The 20500-nt window shown below is 47.6% G+C and carries 17 protein-coding genes; 13 read left to right on the top strand and 4 right to left on the bottom strand.

The window, feature by feature from the left end; genetic code table 11:
- Positions 1-5 precede the first annotated feature (5 nt).
- The 7 genes from U2F10_RS07385 to U2F10_RS07355 all read left to right on the top strand — a co-directional run bounded on the left by U2F10_RS07385 (position 6) and on the right by U2F10_RS07355 (position 8134).
- Positions 6-1604, top strand: coding sequence for a hypothetical protein (locus U2F10_RS07385; protein WP_163669078.1), 1599 nt, complete (start codon positions 6-8; stop codon positions 1602-1604).
- A 60-nt stretch (positions 1605-1664) separates the two neighbouring features.
- Positions 1665-2612, top strand: coding sequence for a lysylphosphatidylglycerol synthase transmembrane domain-containing protein (locus U2F10_RS07380; protein WP_163669080.1), 948 nt, complete (start codon positions 1665-1667; stop codon positions 2610-2612).
- Between the two features lie 113 nt (positions 2613-2725).
- A complete protein-coding gene (locus tag U2F10_RS07375; protein ID WP_499871518.1) occupies positions 2726-5164 on the top strand; it encodes a type I restriction-modification system subunit M in 2439 nt (812 codons plus the stop codon).
- A 1-nt stretch (position 5165) separates the two neighbouring features.
- Entirely contained in the window at positions 5166-6188 is a 1023-nt protein-coding gene (locus tag U2F10_RS07370; protein ID WP_499871516.1) for a PDDEXK nuclease domain-containing protein, read from the top strand.
- Positions 6189-6195: 7 nt separating this feature from the next.
- Positions 6196-6792 (top strand): PDDEXK nuclease domain-containing protein, encoded by a 597-nt coding sequence (locus tag U2F10_RS07365; RefSeq protein ID WP_499871514.1) that lies wholly within the window; start codon positions 6196-6198, stop codon positions 6790-6792.
- Positions 6793-6826: 34 nt separating this feature from the next.
- Positions 6827-7294 carry a restriction endonuclease subunit S gene (locus tag U2F10_RS07360; protein ID WP_499871513.1) on the top strand — a complete coding sequence of 156 codons (468 nt, stop codon included), beginning with the start codon at positions 6827-6829 and terminating at the stop codon, positions 7292-7294.
- A gap of 93 nt (positions 7295-7387) precedes the next feature.
- Positions 7388-8134, top strand: coding sequence for a restriction endonuclease subunit S (locus tag U2F10_RS07355; RefSeq protein WP_499871511.1), 747 nt, complete (start codon positions 7388-7390; stop codon positions 8132-8134).
- A gap of 82 nt (positions 8135-8216) precedes the next feature.
- On the opposite strand, the gene U2F10_RS07350 is transcribed toward U2F10_RS07355, so the two are convergent.
- Together U2F10_RS07350 and U2F10_RS07345 are read right to left on the bottom strand one after the other, a co-directional pair.
- Positions 8217-8726: a hypothetical protein gene (locus U2F10_RS07350; protein ID WP_499871510.1), complete on the bottom strand. Its 510-nt coding sequence runs from the start codon at positions 8724-8726 to the stop codon at positions 8217-8219.
- A gap of 42 nt (positions 8727-8768) precedes the next feature.
- Complete coding sequence (locus U2F10_RS07345) at positions 8769-9242, bottom strand: hypothetical protein (RefSeq protein ID WP_499871509.1); 474 nt, start codon at positions 9240-9242, stop codon at positions 8769-8771.
- Between the two features lie 239 nt (positions 9243-9481).
- Between U2F10_RS07345 and U2F10_RS07340 the strand changes: the two genes are divergently transcribed.
- The 4 genes from U2F10_RS07340 (at position 9482) to U2F10_RS07325 (ending at position 15886) form a co-directional block, all read left to right on the top strand.
- On the top strand, positions 9482-12625 hold the full coding sequence (locus U2F10_RS07340; RefSeq protein WP_499871507.1) for a type I restriction endonuclease subunit R: 3144 nt from the start codon (positions 9482-9484) through the stop codon (positions 12623-12625).
- Between the two features lie 28 nt (positions 12626-12653).
- Positions 12654-13385 (top strand): M48 family metallopeptidase, encoded by a 732-nt coding sequence (locus U2F10_RS07335; protein ID WP_499871620.1) that lies wholly within the window; start codon positions 12654-12656, stop codon positions 13383-13385.
- Between the two features lie 243 nt (positions 13386-13628).
- On the top strand, positions 13629-14000 hold the full coding sequence (locus U2F10_RS07330; RefSeq protein ID WP_499871506.1) for a hypothetical protein: 372 nt from the start codon (positions 13629-13631) through the stop codon (positions 13998-14000).
- A gap of 32 nt (positions 14001-14032) precedes the next feature.
- Positions 14033-15886 carry a caspase, EACC1-associated type gene (locus U2F10_RS07325; RefSeq protein ID WP_499057378.1) on the top strand — a complete coding sequence of 618 codons (1854 nt, stop codon included), beginning with the start codon at positions 14033-14035 and terminating at the stop codon, positions 15884-15886.
- 234 nt (positions 15887-16120) lie between these two features.
- Here U2F10_RS07325 and U2F10_RS07320 read toward each other — a convergent pair whose 3' ends face one another.
- The gene (locus tag U2F10_RS07320) at positions 16121-16972 is read right to left on the bottom strand and encodes an aldose epimerase family protein (protein WP_499865312.1); all 852 of its coding nucleotides are present in this window, start codon (positions 16970-16972) and stop codon (positions 16121-16123) included.
- 200 nt (positions 16973-17172) lie between these two features.
- On the opposite strand from U2F10_RS07320, the gene puuE reads away from it, so the two are divergent.
- Both puuE and U2F10_RS07310 read left to right on the top strand, forming a co-directional pair.
- Complete coding sequence (gene puuE / locus U2F10_RS07315; RefSeq protein ID WP_163697385.1) at positions 17173-18078, top strand: allantoinase PuuE; 906 nt, start codon at positions 17173-17175, stop codon at positions 18076-18078.
- Positions 18079-18206: 128 nt separating this feature from the next.
- Positions 18207-18992 carry a VOC family protein gene (locus tag U2F10_RS07310; protein WP_163697382.1) on the top strand — a complete coding sequence of 262 codons (786 nt, stop codon included), beginning with the start codon at positions 18207-18209 and terminating at the stop codon, positions 18990-18992.
- Positions 18993-19054: 62 nt separating this feature from the next.
- Here the strand turns inward: U2F10_RS07310 and murD are convergent, their stop codons facing one another.
- Complete coding sequence (murD, locus tag U2F10_RS07305; protein WP_163669092.1) at positions 19055-20434, bottom strand: UDP-N-acetylmuramoyl-L-alanine--D-glutamate ligase; 1380 nt, start codon at positions 20432-20434, stop codon at positions 19055-19057.
- Positions 20435-20500: the final 66 nt, after the last annotated feature.

Raw genomic sequence — 20500 nt, 5'->3', positions numbered from 1 at the left:
CTTATATGAAAGACTTATTTGCTAAAGCCGCCCTCGCTGAAATTCCTAAAATTCTGACATTGCAGGACCGTAACCCCCACAGTCCTAACTATGGCTGCTTTGATCGCAATTATTGGCAATACAAGATTATTGACTTTCCCAGTGGCATGTCCCAGGAGTTTGTATGGCCCCTGGCATTGGTCTACGATATGCCACTGCCGGATAATCCTTACTATCAGCAGCCCAATATTAAGACCTGGGTAGAAGCAGGAATTTTGTTTGCGGCGAAGAGTGCCCACCCAGATGGGTCCTGTGATGATTATTTCCCCTTTGAGCGAGCGGGTGGGGCAGCTGCGTTTTCGTTATTAGCCTGTTTAGAAAGCTATCGATTGTTGAAACTGGAGAATCAGCAAGCTCTCAAATTTTTTGAAACTCGGGCTGATTGGTTAGCCCACCACCAAGAAAGCGGTCGTCTGACCAATCACCAGGCACTGATTGTGCTGTGTTTAGAACTAGCTTCTCGGGTACTGAATACGCAGAAATGGCAGGGGGCAATTCAGCAACGATTGGAGCAGGTGCTGTCCTGGCAGGATTCTGAGGGATGGTTCCAGGAGTATGAGGGCTGCGATCCGGGATATCACACCCTGACGATTGCTTGTTTGGCACGGGTGTATGACCTGGGCGATCGCAACGATGAGCGGTTAAGGGATGCGATCGCAAACGGTGTCCGTCTTGCTAGCCATTTTGTCCACCCCGATGGCTCCTATGGCGGTGAGTACACCAGCCGCAACACCTACAACTATTTCCCCCACGGCTTCGAGCTAGTGGGTCGCTGGATGCCTGAAGCCCTGAGTCTCAACGACCGCTTTCTCAAAGGTCTGCAAAATGGGTGTGGCTCTTGCTATGCCGATGACCACATTGTTGGTCACCACACCTGGAATTATTTGCTGACCTGGAAAGATTTTGTCGATGTTCGCCCACCGACGCAGCCCCCACATCTGGGGCGCGTGTGGTTCCCCAATGCCCGCATTCTGATCGACCAGCGAGCCGACACAAAGCTTTACCTGGCCCTAAATAAAGGTGGAGCCTTTAAGTTTTTCCGTAATAACAAGCTGGTCCTTTCAGATACCCAGTTTTCATTACAGGTAAAAGACAGCGGCAAGATAAAAAATGCCGTTGGTCATTTAGTCGGCGATTATCAATACGACATCCAGGAGAACCAAATCACCATCGAAGGCCCTTTAGGTTGGGCTAAACAAAAGCAAATGACCCCCCTAAATCTAATGATTCTGCGGGTGGTGATGCTAACGGTTGGTCGATTTTTCCCTAATCTAATTCGCAAGCTATTGCAAAAGATGCTGATTACCGGCAAAAATGACGCTCCATTCCGATTTCAGCGAGTGTTTCAATGGCAAGACGGTCATTGGATGCTCATAGATAAGCTTATAGCTACCAGCGGCTGGAACAATGTTCTCACCGCTGGTATCGGTAGTGACCAGACCTCTATCTATGTCGTCATGAGCCGTACATTTCAGTCAGGTCAGCTGCAACCCTGGAAAGATTTAACTAATGAGGTGCATTCTCTTTCTGCCGCTCAACCTCTCCAGGTTGAACGGCAATTGTAGGCTTGATTTTTCATCTAATGTACAGACGTTCCATGGAACATCTCTCCACATAAAAATCATATGAAACGTTTTATATCTATTTTTGTTAGCACCCTCATCCTGGTGATCTTGTACAACAAGATCAATTTTCCCGAGCTCATTAAAGTTTTCCGAGAGTGCGATCCTTTCTGGATGGTGGTGAGCCTGGGTATGGTCATCCCCATTACATTTTTCACGGGTTGGCGGCTAAAGCAGCTGATTCCTGTACAGGCAAAACTCAGCATTTGGGAGGCCAACAAACTAATCTTGGCCGCCAGCGTACTCAACATGGTGCTGCCTTCAAAAATGGGAGACATTGCTAAATCCTACTTTATGAAAGAGAGGGGTAATCTCAGCGGCACCCTATCTCTATCCATCGTCATTTTTGAAAAAGCCTGCGACATGTTATCGCTGCTACTGTGGTGTGCTTTTGGCCTCATCCTTTACCCCCAGAAAGATGCCTTCTTTTGGACCATGACTGCGGGCATTCTCGGCGGTTTAATTTTTGGTCTTTTGATGTTGGGGTCCAAAAGGTTTGCCAGAATAGGATTCACCACAATGCGCCGCATTGCCCCTAAAAAAATTGCCGAAAAGCTAGCCTCGTTTCAAGATTCCTGGGACGAAATGCATGATTATTTTTGGGGTAATCCTACCCAGCTCACCCGCATTGCTGGCATGTCCATCTTTGTTTGGTTTCTGCACCTATTGCAGATTTGGCTCTTTATCCTGGCGCTGAATGCCTGGGCACCACCTGTGATCAGCTTTGCCCTTTCGCCTTTAGCAATTTTGGCTGGTTTGTTGCCCCTCACCTTTGCCGGTGTCGGCACCCGTGATGCCGCCTTAGTTGCTCTTTATGCACCCTATTTTAGTGCGGCCACCGGAGCTGCCTTGGGAGTTCTGTGCACCTCTCGCTATTTCCTGCCTGCCATTGGTGGGTTGCCATTTCTCAATCAATATTTAAGCACTGTCAAACAATTCAAAAAGGCTTAGTGCAAGCTCTGAAAATACTGCAACAAAAACATGAGATGTCATTTAATTGCAAGTACTTGAGTTGATAAAACATTCTGTTAAAGTCTAAAAGCTTTATCTGAATGCATGACTGAATGGCCGTCAAGAAAACTGCACTGTATAGCTCCCTGTGGGCTAGTTGTGATGAACTACGTGGTGGCATGGATGCCTCCCAGTACAAGAACTATGTGCTGACGATGCTGTTCATGAAATATGTGTCGGACAAGTACGCTGGAAACCCGGATGCGTTGCTGGTAGTACCAGAAGGCGGTTCCTTTGAGGATATTGTGGCCTTGAAGGGGGATAAGGAAATTGGCGATCGCATCAATAAAGTCATTGCCACCTTTGCCAGTGAAAACGGTCTGGAGTCCTTGTTTGGTACCGCCGAGAATGACTTTAATAATGAGGACAAGCTAGGTAAGGGCAAGGAGATGGTGGACCGCCTCTCTAACCTGGTGGGGATTTTTGAAGGACTGGACCTGAGGGCAAATCGGGCTGATGGGGATGACCTGCTGGGGGATGCCTATGAGTATCTGATGCGGCACTTTGCGACGGAATCGGGAAAGAGCAAAGGCCAGTTCTACACGCCAGCGGAGGTGTCCCGCATTTTGGCAAAGGTGGTGGGCATCACCCCTGAGACGAGTCAGGACCAGACGGTGTATGACCCCACCTGTGGTTCAGGCTCGCTGCTGCTTAAAGTAGCGGATGAAGCGCCCCGAGGGCTGTCCATCTTTGGTCAGGAAATGGACTATTCCACCTGGGTGCTGGCCAGGATGAATATGATTCTGCACGACAACATTACGGCAGAACTGTGGAATAGCAATACTCTGTCAGATCCCTACTGGAAGGATAAGGACAACAGCCTCAAAACATTTGATTTTGCAGTGGCGAATCCGCCTTTTTCCTATAAGTCCTGGAGTAATGGGGTCAACGTCGCAGAAGATGAGTATGAACGGTTTGAGTATGGGGCACCGCCGGACAAAAATGGCGACTATGCGTTTTTGCTCCACATTCTCAAGTCGCTAAAGAGTACGGGCAAAGCGGCGGTGATTTTGCCCCATGGGGTGCTGTTTCGGGGCAATGCTGAGGCCCGCATCCGGCAGAATTTAGTGCAGCAGGGATATATCAAGGGCATCATCGGGCTGCCACCGAACCTGTTTTATGGCACGGGTATTCCAGCCTGCATCATTGTGTTAGATAAGGCCGAGGCGGCTAAGCGCAAGGGCATCTTTTTGGTGGATGCCAGTCGGGGCTTTATGAAGGATGGTAATAAGAACCGGCTGCGCAGTCAGGATATTCACAAGATTGTGGATGTGTTTAACCACCAGACGATGCTGGACCGCTACAGCCGTATGGTGCCGTTTAGTGAAATTAAGAAGAATGACTACAACCTGAATATTCCTCGCTACATTGATGCCAGTGAGCCGGAGGATTTGCATGATCTGAGTGCTCATCTGAATGGGGGTATTCCCAATGGGGATTTGGATGCGTTGGAAGACTATTGGCAGGTGTTTCCAGGAATGCGACAGGATTTGTTCACAGCAGATCGGGAGGGGTATTCGCAATTAATAATTAATAATTGTCAATTAATAATTAAAGAACATCCTGAGTTTGAGGCGTTTGCGGAGCGGTCGCTGGCTATTTACACCGATTGGTATCAGGCCCATGGGGCTGCCCTTAAGGGGATTGTTGTTGGTGATAAGCCCAAATTACTGATTAAGACCTTATCGGAGGATTTACTTCATCGCTTTACTGAGGCGGACCTGCTGGATCGCTACGACATTTACCAGCTCCTGATGGACTACTGGGAGGAGACCCTGCAGGATGATGTTTATCTGCTGGTGCAGGATGGATGGGCTGCAGGGAATACGCTGCGGGAGCTGGTGGTGAAGAAGAAGGGAGAAAAGCTCAAGGAAACGCCGGATCTGGTGATTGCTAAAAAGAAATATAAGGCTGATCTGATTCCACCGGCTTTGATAGTGTCTGGCTATTTTGCGGATAAGCAGGCCCATATTGATGAGCTACAGGCGGAGCTGGATGGCATTAGTCAGGAAGTAGAAGCGCTGATTGAGGAGCACAGCGGTGAGGATGGTCTGCTGGCCGAGGCTCAGACAGAGGCGGGCAAGGTGACGAAAAAGACTGTCACAGTCAGGCTAAAAGAGATCAAAGGAGATGCCAGTTCTAAGGATGAACAGGCTGTATTGAAGAAGTGTCAGACGCTGTTTGAACAGGAGACTAAGGCGAAAAAGGCGGTGAAGGATGTTCAGGAAGCATTGGATAAGGCAGTTTTTGGTCAGTATCCGAAGCTGAGTGAGGATGAGATTAAAACGCTGGTGGTGGAGGATAAATGGCACGCTACGCTACAGGGCTCGGTGTCAGCAGAAATTGAGCGGGTGACGCAGCAGTTGGCAAATCGAGTGAAGGTTTTGGAGGAGCGCTATGCTGAGCCGTTGCCGGAGTTGGAGCAGGAGGTGGCTGCGTTATCGGGCAAGGTGGCGGAGCATTTGAAGAAGATGGGGGTGGAGTGGGGGTGACATGACACTAGAGCCACAGGATAACTACCAACGACTACTGGGACAGATCGCTGAGGTGTATGGTCAGGGGCGTACTCAGGCGGTGCGGGCAGTCAATACTCAATTGCTGGAAACGTATTGGCAAATTGGGCAATACATCGTGGAGTTTGAACAGGGAGGCTCTACGAAGTCCGAATATGGACAGCAGTTGCTTAGCTCCTTAAGTAAAGACTTAAAAGCAAGGCTAGGCAAAGGGTTTAGCCGTAGCAATTTAGTTTACATGCGGTTGCTATATCTGCGTTATCCAATTGGTCAGATGCCGTCTGACCAATTGAGCTGGTCGCATTATGTGGAACTTCTCAAGGTTGAGGATGACCTGGAACGGAGTTTTTATGAGAAGCAAGCGATTTCTGAAAATTGGTCTGTAGCAGAGCTTAAACGACAAAAGGAAACGGCGTTATTTTTGCGGCTAGCAGCAGGTAAAAACAGAGATGAAATTCTTAAGCTGGCGCAGCAGGGACAATTAGTAGAGCAGCCTAGCGATATCCTGCGTGACCCCTATGTGTTTGAGTTTCTCAAAATTCCTGAGCCTTATTTGCCGTCAGAGAGTCAGTTGGAAACGGCTCTGTGTGATCATCTACAGCAGTTTTTATTAGAGCTGGGTAAGGGGTTTACGTTTGTGGGGCGGCAATATCGCGTCACGATTAACAATACTCATTATCGTGTGGATTTGGTGTTTTATCATCGGATTTTGCGATGTTTTGTGTTGTTGGATCTGAAGATTAATGAGGTGCAGCATCAGGATATTGGCCAGATGAATCTGTACATGGGTTATTTTGCCAATGAGGAGAATATTGAGGGGGATAATCCACCGATTGGGATTATTTTGACTCGTAGTAAGGATGAGTTGCTGGTGGAGTATGCGACTTATCAGATGAATAGTCAGCTTTTTGTGCAGAAGTATCAGTTGTATTTGCCGAATGAGGAGGAGTTACGGCGGGAGCTGACGCAGGTTTGGCAAATAGAAGAAGAGAAGGGGGAGTGATACAGCTATGAGTATCATCTTGCCATCTCTTGATTCGGCATATCGAGAATTTTTGACGACAGTAAAAAGCCAAGTTTTGCAGGGTCACTCTGAAATTACAGAGATTTTGGAGCAGTATGATCTGGAGTTTTTGGGCCTCACCCAAGCAGTACATGAACGAGACCTGGAGCGGAATCTGATTGCTCGGCTTAAGGATTTTATGATTGAGCTGGGCTATGGGTTTTGTTTTATTGGTAGCCAGTATCGGCTGACGCTAGGGGAGAATGAGTATTTTTTGGATCTGTTGTTTTACCATCGCTTTTTGAAGTGTTTGGTGGCGATTGAGTTAAAGACGGGGCGTTTTCGTCCGGAGTATGCGGGCAAGATGGATTTTCATCTGGAAGTGCTGAATGATCAGGAACGTGCCCCAGATGATAATCCGGCGATTGGGATTATTTTGTGCGCTGAGAAGGATCGGCTAGAGGTGGAGTTTAGTTTGAAGTCGAAGGCGAATCCGATTGGGGTGGCGACGTATCAGCTGTATCCTCAGGTGCCGAAGGAGTATGAGGGGATGTTGCCGACGGATGAGGATTGGCAGCGGTTGTTGGAAGGAATTGATAATTGACAATGAATAATTAACAATTAGGGAGAATTTAGACATGTCAAATTATCAATTATCAATTAATAATTATCAATTGCCCAAGGGATATAAGCAGACTGAGGTTGGGGTGATTCCTGAGGATTGGGAAGTTAAGCCACTTGGTGACTTTATTTCTCTTCAAAGGGGGTATGACTTAACTGCTCGTGAACGTCGTCCAGGCAATATTCCCGTCATGGGTGCTGCCGGTCAAAATGGTTTTCATGACGAGGCACTTATTGAAGGTCCTGGACTTATTTTGGGTAGAAGTGGAGCATCTTTTGGCCAAGTTCACTACTGTGAAAGCAACTATTGGCCACACAACACAGGATTATATTCCACAGACCTTCATGGTAATGATCCACTATTTTCCTTCTATTTCCTGGATTCTCTGGATTTTAGCCATTATAACTCTGGGGGTGCGCAACAATCTCTCAATCGAAATTTTATCTATCCCATATTGATCGCTGTTCCAGATGTTGAGGAATAACGCGAGATCGCAACTACCCTATCCGACATCGATGCCCTAATCGCCAAGCTAGACAAGCTCATTGCCAAAAAGCGCCACCTCAAAACCGCCACCATGCAGCAACTCCTCACCGGCAAAAAACGCCTGCCAGGGTTCGGGGGAGCAGTTAATAATGAACAACTAATAATTAATAATTCTCAGGTGCCGGAGGGCTATCAGCAAACTGAGGTTGGAGTCATTCCTGAAGATTGGGATGAGCTTAGGCTGGATGAAATTGTGAGTATTATAGATGGAGATCGAGGCAGCAATTATCCAAGTGATAGTGATTTTTACAGTGATGGTTATTGTCTATTTTTGAGTGCTCGTAATGTAACCAAGGAGGGATTTCGTTTCTCTGAGTGTTCTTTTATCACAGAAGAAAAGGATAGCTTACTCAGAAAAGGCAAGCTACTGAGGCACGATATTGTTTTAACAACACGCGGGACTGTTGGAAATTTAGCTTTTTTTGAAAATTCAATCTCATATGAGAACATCCGTATTAATTCTGGGATGGTAATTCTTAGAAATGAAAATCAGAGTATGGAGAATGCTTTTCTCTATCTAACTCTAAATTCAAATATTGTTCAGACTCAAATCGAAAGATCGGTTTTTGGTAGTGCTCAACCTCAGTTAACAGTGAAAGGAATTGGAGGATTTAAGATTCCACTTCCTTCATCTGCTGAAGAACAACAAGCGATCGCAAAAGTCCTCTCCGACATCGACACCGAAATCACCGCCCTCGAAACCCGCCGCACCAAAACCCAGGCCATCAAACAAGGCATGATGCAAGAACTCCTCACCGGAAGAATTCGACTGCTATAAATCATCCAGATATTGGTCATAGCCTTAAGAGTATGTCTGCAGCGTTGGGTGTCAGAGTAATGTAGCTTGGCAACAATAATGCTCAAATACCAAGAGTTTTTTGGATGTCTAAAAGACTCTGCATACAGGATTCCTGGCTTCTCATAAAGTTTGCTTTGACTAATGTTTGTTTTACATCATTGCTAGAAAGACGTTTCTTTGCATGTAGTGCCTGAGCTATTTCTGAAACGGAATCCCAGTTTTCTAGAATCATATCGATCACAATATCATCCATAATTCTTTCTGAACTCATTGGCGGCAAGTTCAATTCACTATATTTTTCGTAATCAGAACCCTCAGTATTGCGTAAGTAAAACGATTTTCCTAAGTCTTCTCTTGGTGTATCGGCAGGAAAATTGAATTTATCTTCTGCTACGGCTCCAGCGCAACAAATACAGGCATAAATTAGCTTTTCTTGGGCTGGAGAGTCTTTTTGAGGATCAGGATAGGAATAATTAACACCTTCTTTTCCAACTTCTGCAACAGATACATCGGTATAAGGCCAATCGAAAATTTCATGAATTAATACATGTCCAGCTTCATGAAAAGCCATGGATAAAGCCTCTGAATTGCTGCTGTCTTGGACCATTGCTAATCAAACTCGATCAAGTGTTACTGTTCCAAAAATTAAATCCTCTATGGCCACTGAGTAGCCTATAAATCGGCCATTTAGCTGCCTTGCATCCGAAGAAAGCATAAGAATCATGGAGCCGTGTCGAATAATACGTTGGTCTTTATCCCTATAGTCAAATTTGAAATAGCGATAGTCTAATGGAATACCTTCTAGATGAAAATGACCTATCACCCCTGTTTCATTTTCAGTTCGAAAGTACCCTAAACATTTTCGTCTAATAGTCTTAACTGTACCTTCAAGCTTAATTTCACGACCATGCTCTTCTTCATTGAACTTTGCGACTCCTCTCCAAGTTCCTTGGATAGCTCTGATTCTTCTAATAGGTATGGATTGGAAAGGCCTCTCGTCAATCCAGGTTTTGGCAAAGATGACTAATATAGGGGAGAGAATTGTAGAAATACCACCAATCAGCGCAGCTAAAATTACAGGATCCACGATAAACCGCACACACTATAAAATACAGTCTTAAAGAGCAGTTAAGATTAGTTAACCACTGTCAGGTATCGTCAATCATAGCCTGATAAAAGTATTACTTCTTAGAGTTGGATAGACCTTACAATTCAAAGCTCATTCGAGCTTGCTGCCTCATCTCGATAGCCAGAGTTTATAAAACAAGACCATGTGAACGGATGTAGAATCCATCAAGAACTTTTGGACGAAAAGGAAGCACTACAGTGAGCACTATCGGCCAACTGGAGCGAATTACTCAAAACCGAGTCGTTGCGCTATTTCGCAACTATCTTCAGTATGACTATCTTGGCAACTGGGAAAAACGCTCTAATAACCGCAACATCGAAGCCGATGTGCTCCGCCAATGGCTCACACGCCAGGGCATCAGCGATGCCCTAATTACCAAAGCCCTTTGCACCCTCGATCAGGCCGCTGCCCTCGGCGATGGCCAAAACCTCTACGATGCCAATAAAGCCGTCTACAGCCTGCTGCGCTACGGCGTTAAAGAAAAAGCTGGGGCAGGGGAACAAACCCAAACCATTCCCCTGATCGACTGGGAAAATCCTGACAATAACCACTTTGCCATTGCCGAAGAAGTCGCCGTTAAGGGCGGCACCTATGGCAAACGCCCGGACATTGTGCTCTACGTCAATGGCATCGCCCTCGGGGTAATCGAACTCAAACGGGGTCGTGTGGATGTAGCCAAAGGTATCCGTCAAAACCTGGATAACCAAAAGAAGGAATTTATTCCCCACTTCTTTACCACTATGCAGCTGGTGATGGCGGGCAACGATACCCAGGGCCTCCGCTATGGCACCATCGAAACCCCGGAAAAGTATTACCTCACCTGGAAAGAGGAAAACCCTGACTACAATCCTAAAACCGACCCGAAAAGTAAAAAATATTTGCCCACCATCGACGAAAGCATCACCAGCAATGCCCTAGATACGGCCCTGGTACGCCTGTGTAATAAGGCCCGCTTCCTCGAAATCATCCACGACTTCACCGTTTTTGATGCCGGTACCAAAAAGACCTGCCGCCACAACCAGTACTTTGGCATCAAGGCCGCCCAGCAGCGGGTGCAGGACCGGGAAGGAGGCATCATCTGGCATACCCAGGGTTCTGGCAAAAGCCTGACCATGGTGTGGCTAGCCAAATGGATTCGGGAAAATACTACCGATGCCCGCGTGCTGATCATCACCGATCGCACCGAGCTAGACGAACAAATCGAAGGAGTTTTCTTAGGCGTAGATGAAGCCATCTATCGCACCAGCAACGGTGCGGACCTGCTGAATAACCTTAACGACACCATCCCTTGGCTGCTATGCTCCTTGATCCATAAATTCGGTAATCGCAGCGAGTCGGACGCTAACCAGGGCACTGATGAGTTTGTTAAAGAACTCAATGCCAACTTGCCCAGCAACTTTAACCCCAAGGGCAACCTGTTTGTGTTTGTGGATGAATGCCACCGCACCCAGTCCGGTAAACTCAACAAGGCGATGAAGGCCCTGCTGCCGGAAGCCATGTTTATCGGTTTTACCGGGACGCCACTGCTCAAAAAAGATAAACAAACCAGCCTGGAAATCTTTGGTAGCTACATCCACACCTATAAATTTGACGAAGCCGTTAGCGATGGTGTGGTTCTTGACCTGCGCTACGAAGCCCGCGACATCGACCAGCATCTGACATCGCAACAACGGGTGGACCAATGGTTTGAAGCTAAAACCCGTGCCCTGTCTCAACTGGCTAAATCCCAGCTAAAAAAACGGTGGGGCACCCTGCGCAATGTGCTGTCTAGCCAGTCCCGCCTGGAGATGATCGTCAATGACATCCTGATGGATATGGAGACCAAACAGCGTCTGGTGGATGGCTACGGTAACGCCATGCTGGTGTGCTCCAGTATTTACCAGGCCTGTAAAACCTACGAGCTATTTAGCAAAACCGACCTGGCGGGCAAGTGCGCCATTATCACCAGCTATAAACCAGGACCCGCTGATATCAAGGGTGAAGAAACCGGCGAAGGGGAAACGGAAAAGCTGCACCAGTATGCCATCTATCGCAAAATGCTGGCTGACTATTTCAACCAGCCTGAAGATAAGGCGATGAAGCGCACTGAGGACTTTGAGAAGCAGGTCAAGGAACGGTTCAAAAACGAACCGGGCCAGATGCGTCTGCTGATTGTGGTGGATAAACTGCTCACTGGCTTTGATGCTCCCTCTGCTACCTATCTCTACATCGATAAAAAAATGCAGGACCACGGCCTTTTCCAGGCCATCTGCCGTGTTAATCGCCTGGACGGTGAGGATAAGGAATACGGCTATATCGTCGATTACAAAGACCTGTTCAAATCCCTGGAAGGAGCCATCACCGACTACACCAGCGGAGCTTTTGAGAATTTCGATGCGGAGGATGTTGATGGGTTATTGTGCGATCGCATTGAAAAGGGTCGCGAACGCCTCGAAGGAATGCGCGAAAAGGTCAAAGCTATCTGCGAACCGGTTCGTTTACCCCGCGACACCGTCGATTACATTCGCTACTTCTGCGAAGACCCCGCCGATAAAGAAGCCCTAGCCGCTAGCGAGCCCAAACGAATAGCCCTCTATCAGGCCGTCGCTGCCCTGGTGCGGGCCTACACCAACCTGGCCAACGAAATGGCAGAAGCAGGCTATTCCCCCCAGGAAGCCGCCACCATCAAGCAAGAAGTTACCCACTACGATGAAGTCCGCGAAGCCATCAAAAAAGCCAGCGGTGACTACATCGACATGAAGCAGTATGAGCCCGCCATGCGTCGCTTACTAGACACCTACATCCGGGCCGACCCCAGTGAAGTCATTTCAGACCTCGACGATCTGGGCCTGATCGACCTCATCGTTCAACGGGGAGCCGAAGCCATCGACCAACTCCCCAAAGGCATCCGCGAAGACGAAGACGCCGTCGCTGAAACCATCGAAAATAATATGCGGCGCGTCATTATTGACGAAAGCCCCATCAACCCCAAATATTACGACCGTATGTCAGAGCTGCTCGATGCCCTGATCGAAGAACGCCGCAAACAAGCCATCAACTACCAGGAATACCTGGAAAAAGTAAAAAATCTGGCTCGCCAGGTCAAACCACCCGCTGATGCGGCTACTGACTATCCAGACTCCATAGACACCCCCGCCAAACGCTCCCTCTACGACAACTTAGGACAAGATGAAGCCCTGGTGATCCGCATCGATACTGCGGTACGCTACACCAAGAAAGCCGACTGGGTCGGCAATCGATTCAAAGAGCGAGAGGTTAAAAATGTCCTTCGAGAAGAAGTCGGTGATTACAACGCCGATGACGTCTTAGAACTCGTCAAGAACCAACGTGAGTATCAGTAAGCTGGCCCCCAAAAAAGCCCAAAAACAGATCCAGAAACAAACCGCAGCAACCATCACAATTCTGGATATCCCCGTTCAGGTGGTGCGCAAACCCATCAAGAACCTGCACCTGGGCGTTTATCCCCCCGATGGTCAGGTCAGAGTCTCAGTGCCGCTACACATTACTGATGACAATGTTCGACTAGCCGTCATCTCTCGCCTCAGTTGGATCAAAAAACAACAAGCCAAATTCCAAGCCCAACCCCGCCAATCAGAGCGAGAAATGGTCACCGGAGAAAGCCATTTCTTCTTTGGCAAACGCTACCGCCTCGAAGTCATTGAACGCAGGGGTAAGCATGCAATCGTTATCAAAAACAACAGCACCCTGCAGCTATTTATCAACCCAGGCACAACGACAGCCAATCGCACCAAAGTGTTACGCGAATGGTATCGCCAGCAGCTCAAAGCCCGTATTCCCAATTTGCTCAATTATTGGGAACCTATCATCGGCAAACAAACCACCGCCTGGGGTGTAAAGAAAATGAAGACTCGCTGGGGCAGCTGCAATATCGAAAAGCGACGCCTTCTGCTTAACCTGGAACTCGCCAAAAAGCCAGTGGAGTGCCTGGAGTATGTGCTTGTCCATGAGCTGGTTCATCTTCTGGAGCGCAAGCACAATGATCGGTTCAAGGGCTTTATGGATAAGTTCCTCCCAAATTGGAGAATGCGCCGCGATATCCTTAAGCGTGAGCCACTAAGTAAAGAAACCTGGAACTATTAGCAATTATCCCCCTGCCTCCATCTTCTACTACCAGAAACAGCCAGCTTAACAAGGGCGTAGATTTAGGATTGGCTGATACCAGGATTTGTAGAGTGAGATCGCAAGTGAAATCTACCCAATAGACAATCTACAAAGATTCACTCTGCTCTACATGGGAATAGGGAATGCACACTATGCTTTGTGTATAAACCTGAGACCCCTTAAGTGGGGGTTAGAAAATTAAATAAATTTTCACGCCAACCCATGTCAGACGCCACTGTTAAGTACACCATTATTTTTAATGACCCCGAACTAGACAACGAAGAACGGGACGAGGAAGTGGATAAGCTCTTGCCACAAATCCGAGAGCTGGAAGATGTAGTCGTTGCCCGTGTAAAGGATCCTAATCCACCGGCTGGAAATAAGTCTTTGGGTGGCTTTTTAGTGGGTGTCCTCACTGCTGAAGTCAATGCAGCCAATGCTAAACAAGCCTTCGACTTTCTGCGCGACCGTCTAGGTGGAAAGACTATCGAGCTGGAAGTGGAAGGCAACGGTAAAAAGCTCAAGGTCAGTGCCAGCAATCGGGCTGACTTAGAAGCTGCTATTCAACAGGCTCAGGCATTCATCGCAGCCTAATGGCTAGCATCACATAGGGAGAGAGCGTAAGTATGGCTAAGGTCGCTTTAATTGTAGGTGTCAGTGAGTATCAAGCTGGCTTGGCCCCTCTCCCTGGTGCTGTTAAGGATGCTGCTGCCATGAAACAAGTCCTGGAGCAGCAGGGAAATTTTGATGAAATTCAGGTCCTTGAAAATCCTGACCCCCTAGAGTTACAGGAAGCGGTTGAAGTTATTTTTTCAGGCCGAAAAAAAGAAGACTTGGCATTAGTCTTTTTTTCGGGTCATGGCATTAAAGACGATAGGGGCCGCTTGTATTTTGCTACCCGTCTAACCCGTAAAAATGCTAGGGGCGAGCTGGTGAAAGCCACGGCAGTGCCAGCTAGCTTTCTCCACGACATCATGGACAATAGCCGCTGTAAACGGCAAGTCATTATTTTAGACTGTTGCTTTAGTGGGGCCTTTGCGGAAGGGATGCAGGCTAAAAGTGATGATACGGTTGACCTGCAAACCCAGCTAGGTGGAGAAGGTCGGGCCGTTCTCACGTCTTCTTCTTCAACACAATATTCCTTTGAACAAGATCAAGAAACCCTATCGGTTTATACCCGATTTATTATCGAAGGCATTCAAACTGGTGCAGCCGACACTGACAATGATGGGTTTATCTCCATTGATGAGCTCCATGAATATGCCAGCGCCAAGGTGCAAGAAGCCGCTCCAGCAATGAGGCCCAAAATCTACATCGTAGAAGAAGGGTTTAAAATTCATGTGGCTCAAGCACCGATAAATGATCCTAAACTGCGCTATCGCAAAGAAATAGAACAGTTTGCTAGCCGTGGTGAGATCTCAGCCATTGGTCGCTCCACCCTTAATGTCTTACAAAAGCAGTTGGGCATTTCAGCTGATGAGGCGGCCACCATTGAGGCAGAAGTCCTGCATCCTTATCAGGAATATCAACAACGTTTGCAGCAATATGAAACTGCGTTTACTCAAGCCGTTCAAAAGCAGCAACCGATTACCCAAATAACCCGTAGCGAACTCGATCGGTTTAAACAGGTCTTAGGGTTAGAAAATGTGGATGTAGCGCCGATAGAGGCAAAATTTGCCCCCTCACCTGAACCAACGCCAGCCCCTCAGCCTGAACCAGCACCTGTAGTTCAGCAAATCTCACCGTTATTGTCTCCTGAGGAGAAACCACAGTCTAAGTCGATTAACTTTCTGTGGTTAATGGGGAGTATTGCAGGTGTTGGGGTTATCGTTGGTGCGATCGCACTATTCACAAACGTCTCTTCTAACCCAACTATCAATAATCCTGATATCCCCACTATTGAGATTCCCGATACCCAGGATCGTGATGCTCAAATTCCCGACACCGAATCACCCATAGACAATCCACAACTAATATCTAATTCTTCAACGCTTTATAATCACCCTCACAACTTATATCAAGTCGTCATTCCCAAATCTTACACAGTGGAAGAGATTAAATCTGACACCATAGACAAAGTAGTTTTTAAATCATTAGATGGTCATTTTACGGGGACAATTAATGTAACAACTATTCAAAGTCCTATACCAACAGATGAATTCAGCGAATATGTCCTAAAAGATGTACCCGACTTTAAACATGTTCGATACCGCGATGGTAGTGCTTGCACTCCTCCACCCGAAGGCTTTGTGTGCAAAGCTTGGTACGGCAATGATAATAGGGGTAAGCCGGTAAAAGGGGAACGCATTGCCCGACAGCTAGGCAATAAGGTCTATATCATGGATCTACATAGCGTAGATGAAACGTTGCTTAAATACTCTTCAGTTGCAAGACAGATGGTTAGAACATTCACACCCTTTGAGCATAAAGCAAGCGTTAACCGGGCTATTCACCTAGCTCCTATTACACCAGGCAATTAAGCTGAGTACTGCTGATAACGACTGTCACCACTTACAATTTTCTCTCATACAAAATCCTGACTGATAGCGCTCGGTATCGCAGGGCATCCAAAAGGGAGTGCCCCTACAGAATGGTCCATTTTAATCAGGTTTAATGAATTCGGATGGGTGTCAGATGGCAGCTTGCAGACTTAGGCGTTAGGGGTCAGGGTTCAGTGAGCTACTAGAACTCTGACCCCTAACTCCTGATACCCTCTAGCTAATGGTCATAGAAATCACAGTTTCCACAGTTTCTTGGGGGGCTGCACTTAGCAAAAAGTCGCCGGTATTGATAGCATTGCGAGGACCACTCCAAGGCTCTAGACAATAAAAATCTTTTCCTTTTACGGTCCAGAAAACCAGGGTGGAATAATTCTCGTCATAGGAGATGGTTAATGTAGTATCACCATCTTTTACAGTGGCTGTTTGTCCTTCAAGATTAATGAAAGCAAAGTCAATCTCTTCTTGATCAAAATCAAATCGACCATTATAAGCAAATACATCTCTACCACCCTTGATTTTATAATCGGTAGACGGGATTTCGAAGACGAGCTTGGTCTTATCGGCTACTGCAAAATATGGGTGAGTGCCCGTCGAAAAAGGCATGGGCTGGCCAGACAAATTTGTGTGACGGAAACGCTGCTCCAATGTATTGCCTTTAAGGGTGTAAATAAAGTCTAACTGGAAATCAAAAGGATAAACAGCGCGAGTCTCATCGTTGCTTTTGAGCGTGATGGTTAAACTAGCTCCATCATCGGTGGATTTTTGGGTTACTTCCCACGGCGATGTGCGGCCAAAGCCATGCTGCTTAAGCATGTAGGTTTCGCCTGCAAGGGTATAGGTGTCGTCTACCAGGTTGCCGCAAATGGGAAATAGTAATGGAATACCACCTCGCACCGAGAGGTTAGGATCTTTGAATCGTTCTGTATCTAGATAGAAGACCTCTTTTCCCTGGATTTGCCAGCTAGTGACGATGCCCCCACGCTCTGGTACTACAGCCACCTGGGAATCGCCATCAGTCAATAAATAGGTTAAATACTGCTGTTTTTCAGTCGTAATAGTACTCATAGGGGTTTCCTCGGGGCGTTGCTTCTAAACACTGCCATAGGATAGTCCTTTTGCCATGCAATCTGGGACACCACCACGGAATCTTTATGGGCTTTGTTGCCCGGTTGCCTGCGTACACAATCTATACAGAATCCGTTTCTACTTTCTCCTTACGCTAATATTCTGGCTAACCTTTATTCACTATCGAGGTTTGCTGCTATATGTCTGCTGGCTATCCCCGTGATCTCATTGGCTATGGTCAAAATCCTCCCCATCCTCAATGGCCCAATAACGCTCGACTAGCGCTACAGTTTGTTATCAATTATGAAGAAGGAGGCGAAAACTGTATCCTGCATGGCGATCCAGCCTCTGAAGCTTTTCTATCTGAAACCGTGGGGGCAGCTCCACTACCAGGGGTGCGCAATATCAACATGGAATCCATGTATGAGTATGGCAGTCGTGCGGGATTTTGGCGATTGCATCGGTTGTTTACCCAGCGCAACCTGCCGGTGACGGTCTATGCGGTGGCGATGGCCCTGGAGCGTAATCCTACCGCTGGCAAAGCCATGGTGGAGGCAGGCTGGGAAGTGGCCAGCCATGGCTATCGTTGGATTGATTATCAATATGTGGGCGAAGACACTGAACGGGCACATATTCGCAAAGCCATTGAAATTCACACTCAGGTTATCGGTAGCCGTCCCCTAGGCTTTTATCAAGGTCGACTGAGCCCGAATACCCGGCGTCTGGTGGTGGAAACAGGGGGCTTTCTCTATGATGCTGATAGCTATGCAGACGATCTGCCTTACTGGAATCAGGACTATGGTCGTCCCCATCTGGTGATTCCTTACACCTTGGATAACAACGATATGCGGTTTGCCACCTATCAGGGGTTTAACTCGGGCGATCAGTTTTTTACGTATCTAAAGGATGCGTTTGATGTGCTTTATGCCGAAGGGGAGACGGCACCCAAAATGATGAGTGTAGGACTACACTGTCGATTGTCAGGGCGACCGGGACGGGCTGCTGCTCTCGGAAGATTTTTGGACTATGTGATGCAGCACCCAGACGTCTGGGTATGTCGGCGGGTGGAGATTGCGCAGCATTGGCATGAGCACCATCAGCCCTAGTAGAGGCGTTGCCTTATATATAGGGGCGTTGCATGCAACGCCTCTACATTTTGTAATGTGGGGACCTAGCCACTTGCTTGAATTATGATTAGTATATTTGTATTGTCTTGAGTCCGGAGACGACACTTATGGGTATCAGAGACAGTTACGAGAATGGTGTATTCAGCTGGGTCGATTTGATGACCACCGACCAGGAAGCTGCTAAACAGTTCTACACAGAATTGTTTTCCTGGAAGTTTCAAGATATGCCGGTGGACACAGGTGGTGTGTATTCCATGGCATTCAAGGGTGAGCGCCCTGTAGCCGCGCTGTTTGCCAGACCCGATAATATGCAACAGGTCCCGCCCCATTGGAGTAGTTACATCACAGCCCATGATATAGAGGCAACTGTAAAAAGTTGGCAAGACCATGGTGGCACAGTTGAAATGCCCATCTGTGACATTATGGACTCAGGTAGGATGGCCATGGTAAAAGACCCGACGGGAGCCATTGTGGGTCTTTGGCAAGCCAAAGACTTTTATGGTGCCGGTCTGGTCAATGAGGTCAACACCTTCTGTTGGACAGAACTGCAAACCCGAGGGGCAGAGAAGGCAGCGGAATTTTATAAGGCTGTTTTTGGCTGGGATCTTGAGGTGGATGAAAAACCACCCAATTACATTTCAACTAAGGTGAAGGGCCACGATAACTGTGGCATGTTTGACATGGATAAGGCAAAGCTGCCTCCAGAGATTCCTTCGACTTGGGCGGTGTATTTTAATGTTGTTGACCTGGATGAATCTCTAGCAATTGTGAATCGTTTGGGTGGAGAAGCCTTGATGGACCCCATCGATATTGAACCGGGGCGTTTTACAACGGTGAAAGATCCGCAAGGGGCGATTATAGCCTTGATGCAGGTAAACGACCCAGATGATTAAATTAATCTCGTGTAGGGGCGTTTCATGGAACGTCCCTACACGGGGTGTAAATTGTTGTTTTGTTATTTCAAAAATCTCTCGCATTGATTTCTGAAGTCATCGCCACGGGCTTCAAAATTTGTATATTGGTCAAAGCTTGCGCAAGCGGGAGACAGTAAAACAACTTTTGCCTTGAGGCCCAGTGCAATTTCTTTACTACGTTGCACCGCATTTTCCATGGTGCCAACGTCTTCAAAGCGACCGTAGCCGACATCAATTAAACGCTGGCTAAACTGAGGTGCGGCATCACCAATGAGGAGCACCTGAACCACTTTTTCCTGGATGCGTTCTAGCCAAGCTGTGTCGTCTCCTGCTTTGGCTGCACCGCCTGCAATCAAGATGACGGGACTATTAACAGAGCTGAGACCTACCTCTGCCGCATCGTAGTTGGTAGCCTTGCTGTCATTGATAAAATCTATACCTTCCCAGGTGGTGATGTATTCTAGCCGGTGGGCGACACCAGAGAAGTTTGCGATCGCACTTGCTATGGCCTCATTGGGAATATCCGCAAGCTTGGCAGCCGCAACAGCCATCAAAAGATTTTGCAGATTGTGACGACCTACCATTTTGAGGCTATCTACAGCAAGAATTCTCTCATCTTCATGGATCACCCAGCCTTGTTGGTCAATGTAGGTACTGGGAACTAAGGGCATGATGGCATTGGGACCATCAATGCTTGTCCAATAGCTATTTTCCCAACGATTGGCCAGGGTTTCTCGCAGGCAAGGATCGTCACCATTGAGAACGCGCTTTTCGCTGCGTTCTAATAGAGAAGCTTTAATCCCATAGTAGTTCTCAATGGTTTTGTGGCGGCTCAGGTGGTCGGGGGTAAATGTGGTCCAAACACCAATTTTAGGTTTAGGACCAATGGAGGCTTCGATTTGATAACTGCTGAGTTCTGCCAGTACCCAGTCAGGTTCTGGATCGAGGGCAACCTGACAGGCCGCGTAGCCAATGTTGCCACAGGCTGGGGCATTTAGTTTGGCGGCTTTGAAAATGGCTGCGACAAGTTCGGTGGTGGTCGTTTTACCATTGGTGCCAGTAATACCAAGCCATGGCAAATGGCTCAGAGCCCGCCAGGCTAACTCCATTTCACCAATGGTGATAATGCCGTTTTCTCTAGCCTTCATTAGCCCAGGTGCATCCCAGGGGACACCTGGGCTGGCGACTGCCAGATCCATTGGATCATCGCCAGGGAATGTGTGACCCAGTTTGACGTCAATGCCTTCAGCGGTCAATGTCTCCTGTTGGGCAAGCTGGCGTTCGCCATTGTTGCGATCGCTAACCACAACGTGCCAACCTTCTTTTTTCAATAACCGGGCTGCAGCCACGCCAGACAGCCCTAGGCCGATGACATAGGCAATGGGCTGCGATTCGGACTGACCTAGCTTGGCTGATTCCATGGTTGATTCCCTGCTATCTCAAGTCAGTAAATGTAGCAGATTAGATGGAAGAGTGGGCAGTAGAGA

This window comes from Leptothoe sp. EHU-05/26/07-4 (assembly GCF_043421015.1).
Taxonomy (GTDB): Bacteria; Cyanobacteriota; Cyanobacteriia; order Phormidesmidales; family Phormidesmidaceae; genus Leptothoe; species Leptothoe turfae.
Note: the sequence above shows the minus strand (reverse complement) of the source record. Positions and strands in the feature narration are given on the sequence as shown.